The sequence below is a fragment of the Gemmiger sp. An194 genome, from assembly GCF_002160145.1.
Lineage (GTDB): Bacteria > Bacillota > Clostridia > Oscillospirales > Ruminococcaceae > Allofournierella.
The window spans coordinates 108127-127017 of the sequence record NZ_NFKA01000002.1; the positions used below are offsets into that span (position 1 = coordinate 108127).

An 18891-nucleotide genomic window follows, 5' to 3' on the forward strand; every position below is an offset into this window, starting at 1 on the left:
CCCGGGGGCGGGTTTCGTTTTATTCCGCTTCCGGCAGCACGTTGATCTCCCTGCCCAGCGAGAAGCTGTAGAGGGTCATTTTGGTCAGCGGCTTTGCAAACCGGCGGCGGATGGCCGCCGCGTAAAGCAGCAGCTGGGGCCGGTAGGCGGCGACAAACTGCTCCGGCGTTTTGTGCCGGTCGGTCTTGTAGTCCACTAGCTCCAGATGGTCCTCAAATTCCAGGATCACGTCCGCCACGCCCTGCACCAGCACCTGAGCCGTGCCGTAATCCGCCGCCTTGTCCACGGCGGCCCGGGCGGCGGGCTGGGCGGTGATGAACTCGTATTCCCGCAGAATCCGCTGTGCGGACTGCATCCGGGCGAACAGCGACCCGGCGAAGAACTGCCGCAGCTTGGCAAAGTCCATCTTGTCGTAGAGGGCCTCGTCCAGCAGCTTTGCCTCCACCTGCCGCTTTGCCTCCCCTTCCGGGTCGACGGCTGCGGCGTCCAGGTCCGCATGCTGCAAAAAGGCGTGGAGGGCGGTGCCCTTTTCGGCGGCGGTCAGTCCCTCCTTATATAGGAATCCGGGCCGCTCCAGAATCGGGTCCTGTGCCTCGTGGGTGAGGGCGGTCACACTGACCTTGGCGGGCACCTGGGTCAGCGCTGCGGCCGGGTACTGCCAGGCAAAGCGGCTGCGCACCGCCTCCAGCAGCGTTTCGTCCGGCGCGCCCTCCGGCAGCCGCACTGGGCAGGCGGGGGCGGGCTCGGTGAATTCGTCCGCCTCCAGGCTCACGGTGAACCGGTCCGCCAGCTCCTTTTCGCTCACCGGGGGCTGGGGCATGACCTCCACCTCCAGCTGGCGGCAGAAGCTCTGGGCCTGGGGGTGGGCCATGGCGGCCTGCATCACCCACTCGCCCCGGCTGGCGCAGTGCTCCAGCAGATATGGCTCCGGCGCGCCGGAGAAGATGCGCAGGGCCAGCTTCTGGGCCAGTTTCAGCGCGTTCTTGGTGGCCATGGTCATGACCAGCTTGTCCCGCGCACGGGTGAAGGCCACATACAGTACCCGCATCTCCTCGCTCAGGCCCTCCTGGGCCAGGACGGACTGCACCGCCCGGTAGGGGGCGGTCACGTAGGTGCCGCCCTGCCCTGCCCGCAGGGTCAGGCCGATGCCCAGCTGCGGGTGGAACACCGCCGCGGCCCGCAGGTCCTCTTTATTGAACTCCCGGCCCAGATCGGCGGCGAACACCACCGGGAACTCCAGGCCTTTGGACCGATGCACCGTCATGATGGTCACGCAGCCGGGACGGCTCTGGCCCTGCTCCGGACCGGGCACACCGTCCCCCGCCAGGGCCGCGTCCATGGCGCGCACCACACCCGCCAGACCATGGCCGCCGCAGCCGGAGGCAAAGGCGGCGAACTGGCGCAGGTTCTCCCGCCGGGCGCTGCCGTCCGGCATGGCACCCGCCGCGGCAAGGCAGCCGGTGCGGGCAAAGATCTCCTCCATCAACCGGTCCACCGGCATGGTCTGGCTGAGCTGGCGCAGGGTGTGCAGCCACTGGCCGAAGGCCTTCACCTTTTCGTCCTCGCTGGCCATCACCGCGCCGTAAAAACTGCCGTTTTTGCGGCCAAGGCGCAGGTTCACCAAATCGTCCGGGGTGAAGCCGCCCATGCCGCTGAGCATCACCGCCGCCAGATGCACGTCCTGGGCGGGGTTGTCCAGCACCCGCAAAAGGCTTGCCACCGGGCGGATCTCCGGCGCGTCCAGCAGGTTCTCGGCCCGGTCCACATACACCGGGATTCCCTCGGCCTCCAGCTGGGCGGCGTAGTCCCCGAAGGCGCCCCGGCTGCGCAGCAGGATGCAGAAGTCCTCGTACCGGGGCGGCCGGGGTCCGGTCTCGCCCCGCACGGTGAAGCCGCTTGCCGGGTCCATCAGCTGGCGGATGCGGCGGGCAATGTACTCCGCGTCCCCCGCCGGGCGCTCGCTCTGCACCAGCCGGAACTCGCAGTCACCTGCATAACCGCCGTAGTTTTCCAATTCGCCGAGGCCCGGCACCAGCCGCTCGCCGGGGCCGTAGTCCACACCGCCCAGCTTGCGGCTCATCAGGGGGGTGAACAGGGCGTTCACCCCGCCGATCACTCCCGGCGCACTGCGGAAGTTGGCATCCAGAAACAGCTTCTGGGGGCCGGGCTGGCCGTATTCCACAAACCGGTCCAGCTTCTGTTGAAAGATGGTGGGGTCCGCCTGGCGAAAGCGGTAGATGCTCTGTTTCAGATCGCCCACAAAGAACAAATTGGAGCCGTCCGGCCGGGCCAGGCAGTGATAGAGGGTGTCCTGCAAGGCGTTGGTGTCCTGGTATTCGTCCACCATCACCTGCTCGAACTGCTCGCTCAGCTGGGCCGCCAGCGGGGTGGGGGTGCTGTCCTCGTTCTGCAAAAGCTGCAAGGCCAGCTGCTCCACGTCGCTGAATTCCAGCATCTTTTCCTCCAGCTTGGCCTGGTAAAACCGCTGGTTAAATTCCCGCTCGGCCCGGGCCAGCGCCCGCACCAGCGGGGCGGCGGTGCGCCGGTCCTGCAAAAACTCCTCCTCGCTGCACAGAAAAACCGTTTCCTGCAATCGCTTGAGGGTATCCTTCAGCAAATCCCGCCGGTCCTTGATACGGGTCATGGCCTCGCTGGAATGGCCCCGCACCGCCTTTAATCTGGCATAGCTCAACGAGCGGCTGGCCTCGCACATGGCGTCCCAGGGCTGGGAGTCGATGGCATCCAGCAGCGCATCCACCGCCGCCTCGTCCGATTCCAGCGCCGGGCGGTAGGCCTCGTCGAGGGCCGGGTCGTTTTCCAAGTCCTCCAGGTTCTGGGCCGCCAGCTCCCGGGCGCAGAGGGCCGCCCGCCGGGCCTCGGTGCGCAAGGTCTGGCCCCAGCGGGTGTCGTCCAGGGGCGCGTCCTCCTCCCACTGGGCGCAGAAGGCCTCCAGCACCTTTTCCGGCCGGGGCATGCTGCTCAGAAAGTCGTGCAGCTGCTCCACCACCCGGCTGGCCATGGCATCGCTGCGGCCCTTGCCGTACAGGTCCGCGAAGGCGCAGAAGTCCGGGTCATTGTATGCGTTTTCCAGCGCGTCCGCCAGTGCCTGACGGCGCAGCTGGGCCAGCTGGGGACCGTCGGCGGTGGTGAAGTCCGCCGGGATGTCCAGCGCGCTGAAATGGGTCTTGAGCAGCTGCAGGCAGTAGGAGTCGATGGTGCAGATGGGCGCGCGCTGCAGCAACATCCGCTGGCGGCGCAGGTGGCCCGAGCCAGGGCGCTTTGCCAGCTCGGCGCTCAGGCGCTGGGCCAGCTTTGCCCGCAGGCTGGCCGCCGCCGCCCGGGTAAAGGTGACGATGAGCAGCCGGTCCGCGTCCACCGGGTCTTCCTCCCGGCAGAGGATGCGCACCGCCCGCTCCACCAGTACGGCGGTCTTGCCGCTGCCCGCGGCGGCGCTGACCAGCAGGGCGCTGCCGGTGTGGTCGATGGCCCGGCTCTGCTGGGGGGTAAATTTGATGGTTGCCATAGATTGCCGGTCCTCCTTTTAATCGTCCTCGTGGCCGCAGACGCTGCGGTAGTCGCAGTATTTGCAGTTTGTCTCTTTCCGTTTGCCGTGGCCGATGGGCTCGGCGGCCACCTGCCCGGCATAGAGCCGCTCGGCCATCTGGACCACCAGGCCGTCCAGCTCCTGCCGAAGCCCGTCCAGAGTCTCCAGACTGGCCAGAGCCGGGCCGGGCTTCGGGGTGCCGTCCTTGTCGAACTTGAAGGGCACGAACAGGCCCTTGCGCTCCCGGTCCATGGCGTCGATGACGGCGTATTCGTCCGCCACCAGACCCTCCACCTTGTATTCCAGGCCCTTGGCCGCCTGCTGGCGGCTGCCCCGGGTGGGGGCCGGGTCGGCCATCAGGTAGAGCACGCCCGCCGGGGCCGGGTCGGCAAACTGCTGCCCGCCGTTGCGGGTGAGGGTGAACAGATACACCAGCATCTGGCAGTTGAGGCCGTTTTTCACGTCCTCCAGCAAAAACTCCTTGCTGCCGGTCTTGTAGTCCACCACCCGCAGCCAGGTATTGCCGTTTTTCTCGAAGGCGTCCACCCGGTCGATCTTGCCCACCATGCGCACCGTCTCACCGGTGGAGGTGGTGAGCACCACCGGGGGCACATCCTCCGGGCTTGTGCCGATGCCCTTTTCAAAGGCCACCGGCACAAAGCTGCCCTGCCGCTGCTCCGCCTGAATGTATAAAAGAAGATTGGCGGCGCTCTTTTTCAGCCGCTCCACCAGATAGCCAAACCGCCGGGCCTGGCCGGGCATGTTCTCCTGCACATATTCCTCCGCGATGGCGGCGGCCAGGGCCTTCACCTGCTCCTCGCTCAGGTCCACAAAGCCCTCGCCCGCCCGGCGCAGGGCCTGCTCCAGGATATAGTGGACCAGATTGCCGCTCTGGTCGGCGGTAAGGGCCGCCTGCTTGCGGGGCTTTGCACCCAGCACATATTCCAGAAAATAGGCAAAGGGGCAGGAATAATACCGCTCCATCCGGCTGGGGGTGAGCCACAGCTCCCGGCCCAGCAGCTGTTTCATGGCGGCGGTGTTGTGCACCGCGAAGGGCTCGGCCCCCGCCGCCTGCTTCACCGGGTTCAGCAGCTTGCCCTGCTCGGCCTCGTCCCGGTATTCCGCAAGGCTCTGGAAAAGGGCCGCGGTCTCGCCGCTTTCCGCGTCCCAGCTCTGGCCCAGCAGGTCCAGCGCCATGGCCGGGGTAGCGGCCAGATCCGCCCGCTCCAGCGCCGGTTCCTTGGGGCTGAAGCACTCGATCACCGGCGCAAGGGCACTGGTCACCGGCATGGCGGCGCTGCCCGCCGCCCAGCTGAGCCACAGGCCTTTCGCCGGGGCGGTGAGCGCCTTATAAAAGCACACCTGTTCCCGGATGGCCCGGTTCTCGAAGCAGTCCGGCATTTCCACGCCCTGGCGCATCAGGCTTTCCCGCTCGGCGTGAGTCAAAAGGCCCTTGTCGCCGGGGGCCTTGGGGAACTCGCCCTCGGCCAGGCCCAGCACAAAGCACCAGTCCGGGTTATCCAGCCGCATCCGGCCCGCGGTGGTGAAGATCACCTGATCCAGCGTCTGGGGAATGTGGCCCAGATCTGTGCTGCGCACCAGCAGCTCGAACAGGTCCGCCAGCTCGGCGGCGGGCAGCACCTCCTCGCCCAGCAAAAGGGCCATCTGGTTCAAAAGGTCCGCCGTCAGGTTCCACACCCGCACCGCCTCGCTGGCGGCGGGGATGCCCTCGCTTTCTTTGAGCTCGGCGCACATCCGGCCCATGGCCTCCTCGCCGCCCAGCGCCTGCATCCGTTTATACAGCGCGGCGCAGACCTGCGAAGCAGGCAGGTCCTTGCAGCGGGCGGCAAAGCCGTCCAGCTCGTCCACCAGGAAGGCCCGGGCCTCCTCGGCCAGAGCCAGCTGTTCCTCCTGTTCCTTCTTCGCCTTTTCCGAAAGAGTATTGGCCCCGAAGCCTGCGGGCGACAGGGTGAAGGGCTGCCGCCACTGGGCAGCGGAGAGCTGCCAGGTATAGGCGTAGTTTTCCAGCGCGCAGAGCTGGGGCTCGGTGAGACTGGTCAGGCCGGTTTTGGCCACGGCCAGCAGATTGTCGGTGCAAAGGCCCCGGCGTAAAAGAGCCAGCAGCGCCCGCACCAGCCGCACCGGGGCGGCGTGCTCGGCGGTGGTGGCCTCGTCGCAGAAGAGCGGGATGCCCGCCAGCCGGAACTCGTACCGGATGGGGGCCAGGTAGTTCTCGCTGTCCCGGCAGATGACCGCCATCTTACCATAGGGCACCCCCTGCCGGGCCAAGGCCTGGATGGCCGCCGCCACCTGCTTTGCCTCGTCCGCCCGGGTAGGGGCCTGCCAGAGGGTGAGCTGGGTTTCACTGGCGGGGGCCGGGTCCTCCAGCTGGCCGGACAAAAGCCGGTTCAGCCGGGCAAGGTCCGGCGCTTCGCTGTGGCGGAAGTCGTTATCCAGCACCAGGGGCGCGGCCACCGGCACGCTGTTTTTGCGGGCCAGCTGGCGCAGCGCCGCGGCCATCTGCTTGGCTCCGCTGAACAGGCCGAGGCCTCCCTCGTAGTCCTCCAGCCCGTCGCAGCAAAGAGCCACCGTCACATCCTCGGCCATGGTGAGCATGGCCTCCAGCAGGCGGCGCTTGGGGGCGTTGAAGGTGTCGAACTCGTCGATGAACACCGCGCGCCCGGCGAAGAAATCCGGCTGCAGCGCTTTGGCCGCTGCCAGCACCCGGTCCCCCGGGTCCATGGCCGAGCCCTCCAGCAGGGCCTCGTAGGCGGCGAAGATTCCCGCCAGTTCACCCAGCTTGCGGCTGCTGTGACCGGTATTTTGGGCCAGCTCCTCCAGCTGCCGGGGGCTGAGACCGGCGCTCTTGAATTCGTCCAGCGTCTCGGCGCACTTTTCGCAGAAGGCCGCGCTGCGCCGGTGGCGGCTGTAGTACACCAGATTCGGCCCCATGGACTGCAGCGCCCGGCGCACCAGCACCGCCCGGCCCGCGTCGGTGAGGGTGCGCACCGCCGCGCCGCCGTAGGCCTGCAGAATATCCTCGGCCAGGCTGGTGAAGCTGTAGCTGGTCACATAGCCGGACAGCTCGTCTCCCAGCAGCTGATACAGCCGCCCCTCGGTGGAGGAGGTGAACTGCTCGGGCACGATGAGCACGCTCTTTTCCCCCGCCAGCGCCCGGGTGCGGATGGTTTGTAACAAATGGCTCGACTTGCCGCTGCCGGACACTCCCAGCACCAGATGCAGCATGGCGATCCCTCCCTTTTGTGGTCTGTTCCCTTGATTATAACACAGCGCCCCGCCCCCGCAAAACAAAAAGCGGGCGCTCCATGCCGGGAGCGCCCGCTGAACATATTGATAAGGTAAGGTCAGGCGGTAGCAGTGGCAGCCTCCTGTGCGGGGGCGGCGGCCTGCTGAGCTTTCTGGGCCTTCTTCTCGGCGGCAGCGGCCATCAGGTTGGCCACGATGGAGCCGGAGATGTTGTGCCATACGCTGAACAGCGCGCCGGGAACTGTGGCCAGGGCCAGATCGGGGAAGACGGTGCCCGCCAGGCTGGTGGCCAGGCCGCTGTTCTGCATGCCCACCTCGATGGACAGCGCGTTGCACTTGGGATCGGACAGGCCCAGCAGCTTGCCCACGCCGTAGCCGCAGGCGTAGCCCAGAACGTTGTGCAGCATGACCACGCCCAGGATCAGCAGGCCATTGGCGAAAAGCTTGGCCTGGTTGCCGGAAACCACCGCGCCCACGATGGTAACGATGGCGGCCACGCTCACCAGAGGCAGAACCTCCACGGCGGCCTGGGTGAACTTGCCGAAGAACTTGTTGACCACAAAGCCCAGGGCGATGGGGATCACCACCACCTGCACGATGCTCACGAACATGCTCACAGCATCCACGGAAACGGTCTCACGCAGGTACAGGTAGCTCAGCGCCGGGGTCAGGAAAGGAGCCAGGATGGTGGAGCAGGCGGTCATGCCAACGCTCAGGGCAACGTCGCCCTTGGCCAGGAAGGTCATCACATTGGAGGAGGTGCCGCCGGGGCAGGTGCCCACCAGCATCACGCCCACGGCCAGCTCGGGAGGCAGGTTGAACAGCTTGATGAGCAGGAAGGCCAGGAACGGCATGATAACGAACTGAGCCGCGCAGCCCACCAGAACATCCTTCGGGCGGGTGAATACCACCTTGAAGTCCTCCAGCTTGAGGGTCAGGCCCATGCCGAACATGACCACCATCAGCAGGTTGTTCACGGTGACCAGACGGGTTGCCACGTTCCAGTCCTTGCCCACCCACAAAAAGCTTTCGGGTACAAAGAAGGCTAGGGCGGCCACCGCCACCACGATGAAGGCCATGTACCGGCCCACAAATTTGCTCAGCTTTTTCAACGCGTTCATTGTTTCGTTCCTCCCTGTTGTTTCACACACAATTTTGCAAAATTTCCGCAAGAAATTATTGTCTCAACGAATTATTTGAGCACCGCGCCGGTGTTTGCGCTGCTCACCAGACGGGCGTAACGGCCCAGCCAGCCGGTGGTGATGCGGGGGGCGGGGGCCTTCCAGTTTGCACGGCGGCGCTCCAGCTCCTCATCGCTCACCTTCAGCTCCACCTTACCGGCGGGGATGTCGATGGAAATGGTGTCGCCCTCCTCGATCAGGGCGATCTCGCCGCCCTGGGCGGCCTCCGGGCTCACATGGCCGATGGATGCACCGCGGGATGCGCCGGAGAAACGGCCGTCGGTGATCAGGGCCACGGTCTTGTCCAGCTTCATGCCCGCCAGTGCGCTGGTGGGGTTGAGCATCTCCCGCATGCCGGGGCCACCCTTGGGGCCCTCGTACCGGATGACCACCACATCGCCGGGGTGGATCTGGCCCGCATAGATGGCGGCAATGGCCTCGTCCTCACTGTCGAACACCCGGGCCGGACCTTCATGCGCCAGCATCTCGGGGGCAACGGCGCTGCGCTTGACCACGCAGCCGTCCTTTGCGATGTTGCCCCAGAGCACCGCGATGCCGCCGGTGGTGCTGTAGGGGTTGTCCATGGGGCGGATGGCGGAGGGGTCCCGGTTTTCGGCCCCGGCCAAATTCTCGCCCAGGGTCTTGCCGGTGACGGTGGGCAGTTCGGTATGGAGCAGGCCCGCGTCCGCCAGCTGCTTCATCACCGCCTGCACGCCGCCCGCGGCGTACAGGTCCTCAATGTGGGTGGGGCCTGCCGGAGCCAGGTGGCAGAGGTTGGGCACCTTGGCGCTGACCGCGTTGATGGTGGCCAGGTCCATGGGAACGCCCGCCTCGTTGGCAATAGCCAGCAGGTGCAGCACGCTGTTGGTGCTGCAGCCCAGGGCCATATCGGTGGCCAGGGCGTTTTCAAAGGCGGCGGGGGTGAGGATGTCCCGGGGGCAGAGATTCTGCTCCACCAGCTTCATCACCTGCATGCCCGCGTGCTTTGCCAGCTGGGTGCGGGCGGAGTAGACCGCCGGAATCGTTCCGTTGCCGGGCAGCGCCATGCCGATGGCCTCGCTCAGGCAGTTCATGCTGTTGGCGGTGTACATACCCGCGCAGCTGCCGCAGCCGGGGCAGGTGTTCTTGGTGAAGTCGTCCAGGGTGGCATCGTCGATCATGCCCGCCTTGTAGCTGCCCACCGCCTCGAACATCTGGGACAGGCTCACCTTCCGCTGGCCCTGACGGCCCGCCAGCATGGGGCCGCCGCTCACCAGAATGGAGGGAATGTTCAGCCGGGCCGCGGCCATCAGCATGCCGGGGACGATCTTGTCGCAGTTGGGCACCAGCACCAGGCCGTCGAAGCAATGGGCCAGGGTCATGGTCTCCACCGAGTCGGCAATCAGCTCGCGGCTGGGCAGCGAGTACTTCATGCCGGTGTGCCCCATGGCGATGCCGTCGCACACGCCGATGGCCGGTACCAGCACCGGGGTGCCGCCCGCCATGCGCACGCCGTCCTTCACCGCCTGGGCCAGCTTGTCCAGGTGGGAGTGGCCGGGCACGATCTCGCTGAAGGCGCTCACCACGCCGATGAGCGGCCGGTCCAGTTCCTCGTCGGTGTAGCCCAATGCGTAGAACAGGCTGCGGTTGGGGGTGCGCTCGGCACCCTTTTTCACGTTGTCACTTCTCATGGTTCCAAATCCCCTTTATCGTAAAATCAAAATAAAAAAGCCTTTGTCTTTCGCACTCGAATTTTGCTCGAATGCAAGAGACAAAGGCTTTTGAAAGCGCTCTGCGGTACCACTCTTGTTGCCCCGCCAAATGGCGAAGCCACCTCATGCCCGGACTCCCCGATTTTTCCAAACCGGTTCTAACCAGACGGCGGGATAACGGTTGCCTTCCGTCCGCGTTTACTCGCGCCCCGAAGGGCCTTTCAGGCGGCAGCTCAGAGGTGATTGTTCCCCCGGCCTTGATCGCGCTGCCTCGCACCAACCGGCAGTTCTCTGGGCGCAGTGCACAGGGTACTTTTCCTCTTCATTGCTTTTGCGTGTTGAATTGTCGTTGTGACCATTATAGCACCGTTTGCGCGGTTGTCAAGCGGTTTTTGTCTGATTATTTTGAATAAATTCACGCCGATTTGTTTGAATTTATTCGTGCATCCCGTACTTTGCAGCCGGACTTTTTTCTGCTACAATAACAAAAAAACACCGTGCCCGGGACTTTGCGCCCTGTGCACGGCATCGAGAAATGAGGTTGATTCAAATGGCAGGTTTGGCGATGGAACGCGCCAAAGAGCTGCTGCACAGCACCACCACCGAGGCGCACCTGTTTGAGCACGCCATCGGCGTGAGTGCCGCCATGGGAGCCATGGCCCGCCACTTCGGCGAGGACGCGGCCTACTGGCAGGCGGTGGGCTATCTGCACGACTACGATTACGAGCAATACCCCGAAGAGCACCTGAAGCACACCGAGGAGCCACTGCGCACCGCCGGGGTGGACGAGGAGAGCATCCGGGCGATTCTGGCCCACGGCTACGGCCTTTGCAGCGATGTGGAGCCGCACACCTCCATGGAGAAGAGCCTGTTCACGGTGGACGAGCTCACCGGCCTGATCGGTGCCACCGCACGCATGCGGCCGGGCGGACTTTCCGATCTGGAGGCCTCCAGCGTGAAGAAGAAATTCAAGGACAAAAAGTTCGCCGCCAAGATCGACCGGGCGGTGATCAAGCAGGGCTGCGAGATGCTGGGCATGGAACTGGGCGATGTGATCGAGCTGTGCATCCAGGGCATGCGCGAGCAGATGGACGCGCTGGGCCTTGGCCCCAAGGAGGGCTGAGCCAGCCCGCTTTTTTCAAATTGCAACGGCAGAGAAAGGGCCGGTATCCCGCTGGGATACCGGCCCTTTGCTTTGGTTATTTGGGTTTGCGGATCAGCGTCCAGGCCAGCGCCAGAACGCCGGCGGAGGCAGCTGCACCTGCTGCAATCAGCAGCGGCAGGCGCACCGTCAGGCTGGTCAGTCGGTTGTCGGAGGCATTCAGGCTTTTCAGCGTCTGATTTGCGTTCACATCCAGCTCGGTGAGCTGGTTTCCCCGGCAGTTCAGGCTCTCCAGCTGGGTGAAATACCCGATGCCCTGCAGGCTGGCAATGCCCTGATTGCTCACATCCATGACGGTCACAGCCTGCGGCTCGGCAGCATCCGCATGGACCGTGGCCGGAAGCTCCTGTGCGAAGGCGGAAACCGGCACCGATGCTGCCAGCATCATCAACGCGGCCAGCAGGCACAGACCCCGGCGCAAGTCATTCATTTTCATGGAATGATCAACCTCCCTTTGCTTTGGTAAGCGCTAAACAGTAATTTTTCCTTCTATCCAACAGATTCTATCACCACATCATTAACCTATTAATACAAAATGAATAAAACCGTCAAAACCACAAAAAAGCAGGACCTTCCCCTGTACAGATTGAGGAAAGTCCTACTTTTTATCCGGTATTTACCGCTTCTGGGTCAGCCCAACTGCTGGTTGAACACCGTAATCAGGCGGCTCCAGGTGGCGGTGCCCACCTTGCCGTCCGCCGTCAGGCCCTGCTGGCCCTGGAAAGCCACCACCGACTTTTTGGTGCCGGAACCGAAGTTGCCGTCCACCGTCAGCTGGGGAAGGCCCGAAACACCGTTCAGGTAGCTCTGCAAAAAGCGTACCCAGTCGCCGCGGCTGCCCTGCTGCATCACGTAGCCCACATACCGGGTGACCACCTTGGGCGGATTCCCGGCCCGCACAGCCTCATACACCTTGGCCAGCCCGGCAAAGGTATTTTTGCCCAGCAGCGCGTCGGCGGTGAGGCCGAACTGGGGCTGGAACCGGCGCAGCGCCGCCGAGGTGCCGCTGCCGAACACACCGTCCGCCGAGATGCTCTGGATGCCGGTGTACACCTTGCTCAGAGCCGCCAGCTTCTGCTGCATGCTTTTCACCACCGCACCCCGCGCACCGGGAGCCGCCACGATGCCCGGGTAGATCTCGCCCGCGCCGTAGATGCCCGCGTACTGGGTGTACAAAGCGTTCCAGGTGTTCTGGCCGGTCATGCCGTCCACGGTCAGCCCGGCCATGGTCTGGAACTGCTTCACCGCCTGCGCCGTGGCCCCGCCGTACTGGCCGTCCACCTTGACGCTCTGGATCTGAGGCCATTGCTTGCGGATGCCGTTCAGCCAGGTCTGTACCTGGGCCGAGTCCGGCCCTCTGCTTCCGTTTTGCAGCACCGTTCTGAAGTACGGGGGCACTGCTGTGATTGTTGCCATATCTGCATCCCTCCTTGCGCCATTGTATGCACAGGGGTTCCGGGATGTTCCTCTCAATTTTCGTGCAGCCATTCCTCCAGCCGTTCCACTGCCTCCAGGGCGGCAAAGCGGACCTCGTAGCCCCGGCTGTTTTCCAGAATCTCCTGCTGGGCCGCCTCAGGGTATTCGGCGGGCTGGGCGGCGGAAAGGCAGAGCGCCGGGTAAAGCACACAGAACCAGTTGCGGCCCGCGTGGTCCCCCAGCTCCACCCGCAGTGCGTCGTATCGGCCGGCGGGCAGAGTGAAGTCCTCGTAGGCGGTGGTGGGGAAATACATGTTGGTCACATAGACCCGCACCGCCTGGTCGCTGCCCTCTTCGCGCACCACCCGCTCGGCCGCGCGCTGGAAATCTTCCAGATGGGCCCGGGCGGTTTCCAGGGCGGCCTGCTGGTCCGGCAGACCGGCGAACAGGGTCTGGGCGGTTTCCAGCACCGCGTCCCGCACCAGCAGCTTGAGGGCCTGGTCCGCCTCACTGTTGGAGTTGGCCTGCACGTGCAGGCGCAGGGTGTCCTGCCGCAGGGAGGCGCAGGCCGCCGAGAAGGGGCCCAGCCAGCCGCTCACGGCAATGGCCAGCACCAGCCCGGCAGCCAGGGCCGCGTGGGCCATCCAGCTTGATTCATTCTTTTTAAGTACAGCAGAAAACATAAAACGCACATCCTTTCCTTGGCAGCTTCTGCCAATAGAATGGGCGTGCGTTCTGATTTTTATTCCGCGGGCTGGGATTTCTGCTCGGGATTTTTCCCGCCCTTGTTTCGGATCGGAGTCGGGCGGCGGCCGGGAACCACACGGGCACCCCAGCGGTCCGGCTGAGCCAGATAGACCTGGCTGTACTGCCTGCGCAGTGCATCGGCGGCCCGCTTTGCGGCGGCTTCGTCGTCAAACACGCCGAACACTGCCGCGCCGCTGCCGGTCATCAGGCTGGCCAGCGCGCCGTTCTCGTTCAGCAGCTGCTTGATGGCCGGGGTCTCCTTGGCACCGCTGCATTCCTCCAGCGCGTTGCCGCTGGCGGCGCACAGGGCGTTCAGGTCTCCCGCCTTCACCGCTGCCTCAGCGGCGGCGGAATCCGGGTGGACGCTGCTGCCCACCTCATCGTAACGGGCGAAGGCCTCGGGGGTGCTCACGCCCACGCTGGGCATGACCACCACGAACCAGCAGTCCGGGCAGGGGGGCAGGGGCTTGAGGATATCACCGATGCCCTGCACCCGGCAGGTGCCGCCCAGAATGGCAAAGGGCACATCCGCGCCGATGGTGGCGCCGATGGCGCACAGCTCGGTGATGGACAATTTGGCCCCGTACAGCTCGTTCATGCCCACCAGCACGGCGGCGGCGTCGGCGCTGCCGCCCGCCATACCCGCCCGCACGGGAGTGGCCTTGTGGATCTCGATCTCCACCCCGGCCAGCAGGCCGGTGTAGTGGAAGAAGGCCAGCGCCGCCTTGTAGGCGGTGTTCTTTTCATTGGCCGGGATGCGGCTGCCGGGCAGGCGCAGAATCAGATCCCGGCTTTTTTTCAGCACCACCCGCTCGTGCAGGGTGATGGTCTGCATGATCATATCCAGCGCGTGGTAGCCGCCGGGCAAAAGGCCGGTCACGTCCAGCGTCAGGTTCAGCTTGGCCGGGGCCAGCACGGTTACCTGTTTCATGGCTCACACCTCGTTATAATTTTTTTAAAAGAAAGGACCGCCGGGTGTCGATGGCCTTCACAGGGCACATCTCGTGGCAGCAGAAGCACCGGATGCACCTGGCCGGATGGATGTGCGCCTTGCCCTGCACCGTGATGGTGTGCTGAGGGCAGATCTCGGCGCACTTGCCGCAGCCGATGCACAGGCGTTTGTTGATCACCGGGCGGGGGGCCAGCAGCCGCTCCACCGCGGGCACCGCCCAGCGCACCGCCCGGGGGGCCTTGTCGGCAAAGTCCACACTGCCCCAGCTGGAGGGCAGCCGGTAGCCGGGAATGGGGCGGCACAGCTCCCCTTCCCCCCTGGCGCAGGCCAGGTCGAATCGCTCCGGGCACAGGCCCCGGCCGATGGCCGCGTTTAAGTAGGGCACGTCCTTGGGGCGGATGTTCAGCATATGGCAGAGGGCAAGGTCCATCTGCAGATGGTTCTCCGCCGCTGCCACAAGGCCCACCATGCGGGGCGTACCGCCCGCCGGGCCGTCGCCCTCCTGGGCCAGGATGCCGTCCAGAATGGCAAAGCCGGGCTTCACGCAGCCCAGCAGGTCGATGAGCATCTCGCCGAAGCGCTCCTTATCCGGGAAGCGCATGTGCCACTCGGCCTTCTGCAGTCCGGGGATGCAGCCGAACAGATTCTTGGTGGCGGCGGAAAGGCCGGTCATCATGTGGGTCTTGAGCTTGGGCAGGTTGATGAGCACATCGCAGTCCAGCACCGGCTCGATCAGGGTAAAGGCCCGGACCAGTCTGCCGCCGGATGCGGTTTCCCGGCTTCTGCAGTCGGTATAGAGGGCCGCGCCCTCCTCCCGGCACACATCGGCCAGGCCGCTCACCTTATAGATGCTGCGCAGGATGGCCGGGTTGTAGACCCCGCCGGGGGAATCCGTCACCATGATGGAGGCAGCGCCCCGGCGGCGCACCGCCCGGATCACCGCCCGCACCAGGGCCGGGTGGGTGGTTACCGCCTTTTCCGGCGCGTGCTTTGCCAGCAAATTGGGCTTTAACAGCACCTTCTTGCCCGCCAGTGCTTCGGCGGCGGGCAGCTGGCTGAACAGCCGCTCCACCGCAGCATCCACCGTCTGCTGGTCATAGTTTGCCGCCGCGGCAAAATACACGTTGTTATCCATTCACGCCCTCGTCCCGCAGCTGCTGCAGAAAGGCCTCGATCCGGTCCAGCGCCTGCTTCAGATGGCTCACGGAATAGGCGTAGCTGATGCGCACAAAGCCCTCGCCGCAGTCGCCGAAGGCGGTGCCGGGCACCACTGCCACCCGCTTGGCATACAGCAGCTTTTCACAGAATTCCTCGCTGGACAGGCCGGTGGACTGGATGCTGGGGAACACATAGAAGGCTCCCTTGGGCTCAAAGCAGGAAAGGCCCATCTCGTTCAGGCGGCTGACCAGAAAACGGCGGCGCATGTCGTATTCCTGACGCATGCGCTCGATCTCGTCGTCGCATTCCCGCATGGCCACCACCGCCGCATACTGGCTGGTGGTGGGCGCACACATGATGCAGTTCTGGTGCAGCTTGGTCATCACGGCAATGATCTCGCGGGGGCCGCAGGCAAAGCCCATGCGCCAGCCGGTCATGGCGAAGGCCTTGGAGAAGCCGTTCACCACCACGGTGCGCTCGGCCATGCCGGGCAGGCTGGCAATGCTCACATGGGGATGGTCGCCGTAGTTCAGCTCGGCGTAGATCTCATCCGACAGGACCATGATGTCGGTATCCCGCAGCACCTCGGCAATGGCCTCCAGGTCCTCCCGCTCCATCACCGCACCGGTGGGGTTGCAGGGGAAGGGCATGATAAGCAGCTTGGTCTTGGGGGTGATAGCCGCTTTCAGCTCGGCGGCGGTGAGCCGGAACTCATTTTCCGCCTTCAGAGGCACCGGCACCGGCACGCCGCCGGTGAGGGTGGTGATGGGCTGATAGCACACAAAGCAGGGCTCGGGGATGATGACCTCGTCGCCCGGGGCCACCAGGCTGCGGATGCACATGTCGATGGCCTCGCTGCCGCCCACCGTGACCAGAATCTGGCCCAGCGGGTCATAGGAAAGGCCGAACCGACGGTCCATATAGGCGGCGATCTCCTGCCGCAGCTCCTTCATGCCGGCGTTGGCGGTGTAGCTGGTCTTGCCCTTCTGCAGGCTCTTGATGCCCGCGTCCCGGATGCGCCAGGGGGTCTTGAAATCCGGCTCGCCCACGCCCAGGCTGATGCAATCGTCCATTTCGGCGGCGATGTCGAAGAATTTACGGATGCCCGAGGGCCGCATGGCAGCAGCGGCCGGGGCGATCAAACGGCTGTAATCCATCACAGCGTAGCCCACTCCCTTTCGTCCGGCTCTTCCTCGGCGTACATCACGCCATCCTTTTTATAGGTGCGCAGCACAAAGTGGGTTGCGGTGGACAGCACATCGTCCATGGGGGAAAGGCGCTTGGCCACAAAGAGGGCGATCTCCTGGAAGCTGTGGCCCGCGATCACCAGCTGCAGATCGTAACCGCCGCTCATAAGCAGAACGCTCTGCACCTCTTCGAACTGGCTGATGGCCATGGCGATCTCGTCAAAGCCGTGGCTCTTTTTGGGGCGAACCCGCAGCTCGATCACGGCCTGCACCTTATCGGTGCTCACCTTTTCCCAGTCCACCATGGCCCGGTAGCCACGGATCACGCCTTTGTTGGCATAATCATCCATCTGGGCGGCCACCTCTTCCGGGCTGATGCTCAGCATGGCAGCCAGCTCTTCCACGCTCAGGCGGGCGTTTTCCTCCAGCAATTTCAGCAAACGTTCCATACAATGGATCACTTCTTTCTTTGTTGATTGGCCCTCTTTGGGGGCAAATTCGGCAATTTAACTTGGGCAATACTGCATAATTCCAGGTGGTGGAGCGCACCAGAAAATTTTTTGCGGAATGAAGCAAAAAGCACAGCCAAGCCTTGGAGGCCCCGCGAGCATTTTTGGAAAATTCCACGGAAAATTTTGGTGCGATACGCCGCCTGAGCTTTTGGGCGTGAATTGTGCGGTGTTGCCCTTATTATAAAAAAAAATACTGTTAAAGTAAACCACGGGACCGCAAAATCTGCTATAATGGCAATAACGTCTTGCAGCCGCCAGCGGCTGCAAACCGCCGCAAACCGGGCACCGCGCCGTGCGCTGTGCCGTCGCAGAGGGAGGATTTTGGTTTATGAAAGCTGTTATCACCGTTGTCGGAAAGGACACCGTGGGCGTGATCGCCAAGGTCAGCGCCGTGTGCGCCGAGCTGAACATCAATGTGGAGGACGTGACCCAGAGCATCATGCAGGAAATGTTCTGCATGATCATGCTGGTGAACCTGAGCCGCTGCACCCAGGATATGGACGCTGTGCGCGCCCGCTTTGCCGCCATTGCCGAAGAGGTGGGCATGGAGCTGCACATCACCCGCGAAGAAGTGTTCGACGCGATGCATCACATTTGAGAAGGGGGCCGTTCCATTGAGCATGATCAACACCAGCGACATCCTGGAAACCATCGGGATGATCACCTCGGAAAATCTGGATGTGCGCACCGTGACCATGGGCATCAGCCTGCTGGACTGCGCCGACCCGGACCCCAAGAAGGCCTGCGAGAAGATTTATAACAAGATCACCGAAAAGGCCGCCCGCCTGGTGCCGGTGGTGGAGAAGATCTCCACCGATTACGGCATTCCCATCATCAACAAGCGCATCAGCGTGACCCCCATCGCCATGCTGCTGGCCAGCGCCCCCACCGCCGACCCGGTGGACTACGCCAAGACTCTGGACCGTGCGGCCAAGGCTGTGGGCGTGAACTTCATCGGCGGCTTCGGCGCACTGGTGCACAAGGGCTTCTCCGCCGGGGACGAGCGGCTGATCGCCTCCATTCCCCAGGCGCTGGCTGAAACCGACATCGTGTGCAGCAGCGTGAACATCGGCTCCACCAAGACCGGCATCAACATGGACGCGGTGAAGCTGATGGGCGGCGTGGTACGCAAGGCCGCTGAGGTCACCGCCGACAACCAGTGCATGGGCGCTGCCAAGCTGGTGGTGTTCTGCAACGCCCCCGAGGACAACCCCTTCATGGCGGGCGCCTTCCACGGTGTGGGCGAGCCGGACTGTGTGGTACACGTGGGCGTTTCCGGCCCCGGCGCGGTGCGCGCCGCCCTGGCAAAGCTGCCCAAGGACGCCCCGCTGGACGAGGTGGCCGAGCTGGTGAAGCGCACCGCCTTCAAGATCACCCGCATGGGTCAGCTGGTGGGCAACCTGGCCGCCAATGAGCTGGGCGTGCCCTTCGGCATTGTGGACCTGTCGCTGGCTCCCACCCCTGCCATCGGCGACAGCGTAGCCAACATTCTGGAGGAGATGGGTCTGGAGAGCTGCGGCTGCTGCGGCACCACCGCTGCCCTGGCCCTTCTGAACGACGCGGTGAAGAAGGGCGGCGTAATGGCCTCCAACCACGTGGGCGGCCTGTCCGGCGCTTTCATCCCCGTGAGTGAGGACGACGGCATGATCCAGGCGGCTCGCTGCGGCAGCCTGTGCCTGGAGAAGCTGGAAGCCATGACCGCCGTGTGCAGCGTGGGCATCGATATGGTGGTTCTGCCCGGCGACACCCCCGCCGAGGTGATCAGCGCTCTGATCGCCGACGAGGCGGCCATTGGCATGGTAAACACCAAGACCACCGCCGTGCGCGTGATCCCCGCCATCGGCCGCAAGGCCGGCGAGGAGCTGGACTTCGGCGGCCTGCTGGGCTACGCGCCCATCATGCCCATCAGCACCTACAGCCCCAGCGTGTTCATCAACCGGGGCGGCCGCATCCCCGCTCCCCTGCAGGCGCTGAAAAACTGAGGTTTTCCTCTCATCTTTATGCAGACAAAACAAAAAAGAGGTCTCCCGCCGGGAGGCCTCTTTTTTTCTTTCTTACATTATATAAGAACAGG

At 64.4% G+C, this 18891-nt stretch carries 14 protein-coding genes and 1 other annotated feature; of the genes, 3 read left to right on the plus strand and 11 right to left on the minus strand.

The window, feature by feature from the left end; all coding sequences use genetic code 11:
* Positions 1–19: 19 nt before the first annotated feature.
* The 4 genes from addA to ilvD all read right to left on the minus strand — a co-directional run bounded on the left by addA (position 20) and on the right by ilvD (position 9662).
* Entirely contained in the window at positions 20–3523 is a 3504-nt protein-coding gene (gene addA, locus B5F28_RS01745) for a helicase-exonuclease AddAB subunit AddA (protein WP_087292673.1), read from the minus strand.
* An 18-nt stretch (positions 3524–3541) separates the two neighbouring features.
* Entirely contained in the window at positions 3542–6790 is a 3249-nt protein-coding gene (locus B5F28_RS01750) for a PD-(D/E)XK nuclease family protein (RefSeq protein WP_158097484.1), read from the minus strand.
* Between the two features lie 119 nt (positions 6791–6909).
* A complete protein-coding gene (locus B5F28_RS01755; protein WP_087292679.1) occupies positions 6910–7932 on the minus strand; it encodes a bile acid:sodium symporter family protein in 1023 nt (340 codons plus the stop codon).
* A 71-nt stretch (positions 7933–8003) separates the two neighbouring features.
* A complete protein-coding gene (gene ilvD, locus B5F28_RS01760; protein ID WP_087292682.1) occupies positions 8004–9662 on the minus strand; it encodes a dihydroxy-acid dehydratase in 1659 nt (552 codons plus the stop codon).
* A gap of 73 nt (positions 9663–9735) precedes the next feature.
* Positions 9736–10018: a binding site (T-box leader), on the minus strand.
* A gap of 215 nt (positions 10019–10233) precedes the next feature.
* Between ilvD and B5F28_RS01765 the strand changes: the two genes are divergently transcribed.
* On the plus strand, positions 10234–10806 hold the full coding sequence (locus tag B5F28_RS01765; RefSeq protein ID WP_087292685.1) for an HD domain-containing protein: 573 nt from the start codon (positions 10234–10236) through the stop codon (positions 10804–10806).
* 76 nt (positions 10807–10882) lie between these two features.
* Here B5F28_RS01765 and B5F28_RS01770 read toward each other — a convergent pair whose 3' ends face one another.
* The 7 genes from B5F28_RS01770 to B5F28_RS01800 form a co-directional block, all read right to left on the minus strand.
* Positions 10883–11281: a hypothetical protein gene (locus tag B5F28_RS01770; RefSeq protein ID WP_087292688.1), complete on the minus strand. Its 399-nt coding sequence runs from the start codon at positions 11279–11281 to the stop codon at positions 10883–10885.
* 194 nt (positions 11282–11475) lie between these two features.
* A complete protein-coding gene (locus B5F28_RS01775; protein ID WP_158097485.1) occupies positions 11476–12261 on the minus strand; it encodes a peptidoglycan-binding domain-containing protein in 786 nt (261 codons plus the stop codon).
* A gap of 53 nt (positions 12262–12314) precedes the next feature.
* A complete protein-coding gene (locus B5F28_RS01780) occupies positions 12315–12944 on the minus strand; it encodes a stage II sporulation protein R (protein WP_087292694.1) in 630 nt (209 codons plus the stop codon).
* 59 nt (positions 12945–13003) lie between these two features.
* Complete coding sequence (ispE, locus tag B5F28_RS01785) at positions 13004–13939, minus strand: 4-(cytidine 5'-diphospho)-2-C-methyl-D-erythritol kinase (RefSeq protein WP_087292697.1); 936 nt, start codon at positions 13937–13939, stop codon at positions 13004–13006.
* Between the two features lie 13 nt (positions 13940–13952).
* The gene (locus B5F28_RS01790; protein WP_087292700.1) at positions 13953–15095 is read right to left on the minus strand and encodes a DUF362 domain-containing protein; all 1143 of its coding nucleotides are present in this window, start codon (positions 15093–15095) and stop codon (positions 13953–13955) included.
* Complete coding sequence (locus B5F28_RS01795) at positions 15088–16275, minus strand: pyridoxal phosphate-dependent aminotransferase (protein ID WP_087292703.1); 1188 nt, start codon at positions 16273–16275, stop codon at positions 15088–15090. The genes B5F28_RS01790 and B5F28_RS01795 overlap by 8 nt, the downstream gene beginning before the upstream one ends.
* Positions 16275–16754: an Lrp/AsnC family transcriptional regulator gene (locus tag B5F28_RS01800; protein ID WP_087292706.1), complete on the minus strand. Its 480-nt coding sequence runs from the start codon at positions 16752–16754 to the stop codon at positions 16275–16277. Before B5F28_RS01800 ends, B5F28_RS01795 begins: the two co-directional genes overlap by 1 nt.
* A gap of 391 nt (positions 16755–17145) precedes the next feature.
* Between B5F28_RS01800 and B5F28_RS01805 the strand changes: the two genes are divergently transcribed.
* The gene (locus B5F28_RS01805) at positions 17146–17415 is read left to right on the plus strand and encodes an ACT domain-containing protein (RefSeq protein WP_087292709.1); all 270 of its coding nucleotides are present in this window, start codon (positions 17146–17148) and stop codon (positions 17413–17415) included.
* 22 nt (positions 17416–17437) lie between these two features.
* On the plus strand, positions 17438–18799 hold the full coding sequence (locus B5F28_RS01810) for a PFL family protein (protein WP_087292961.1): 1362 nt from the start codon (positions 17438–17440) through the stop codon (positions 18797–18799).
* Positions 18800–18891: the final 92 nt, after the last annotated feature.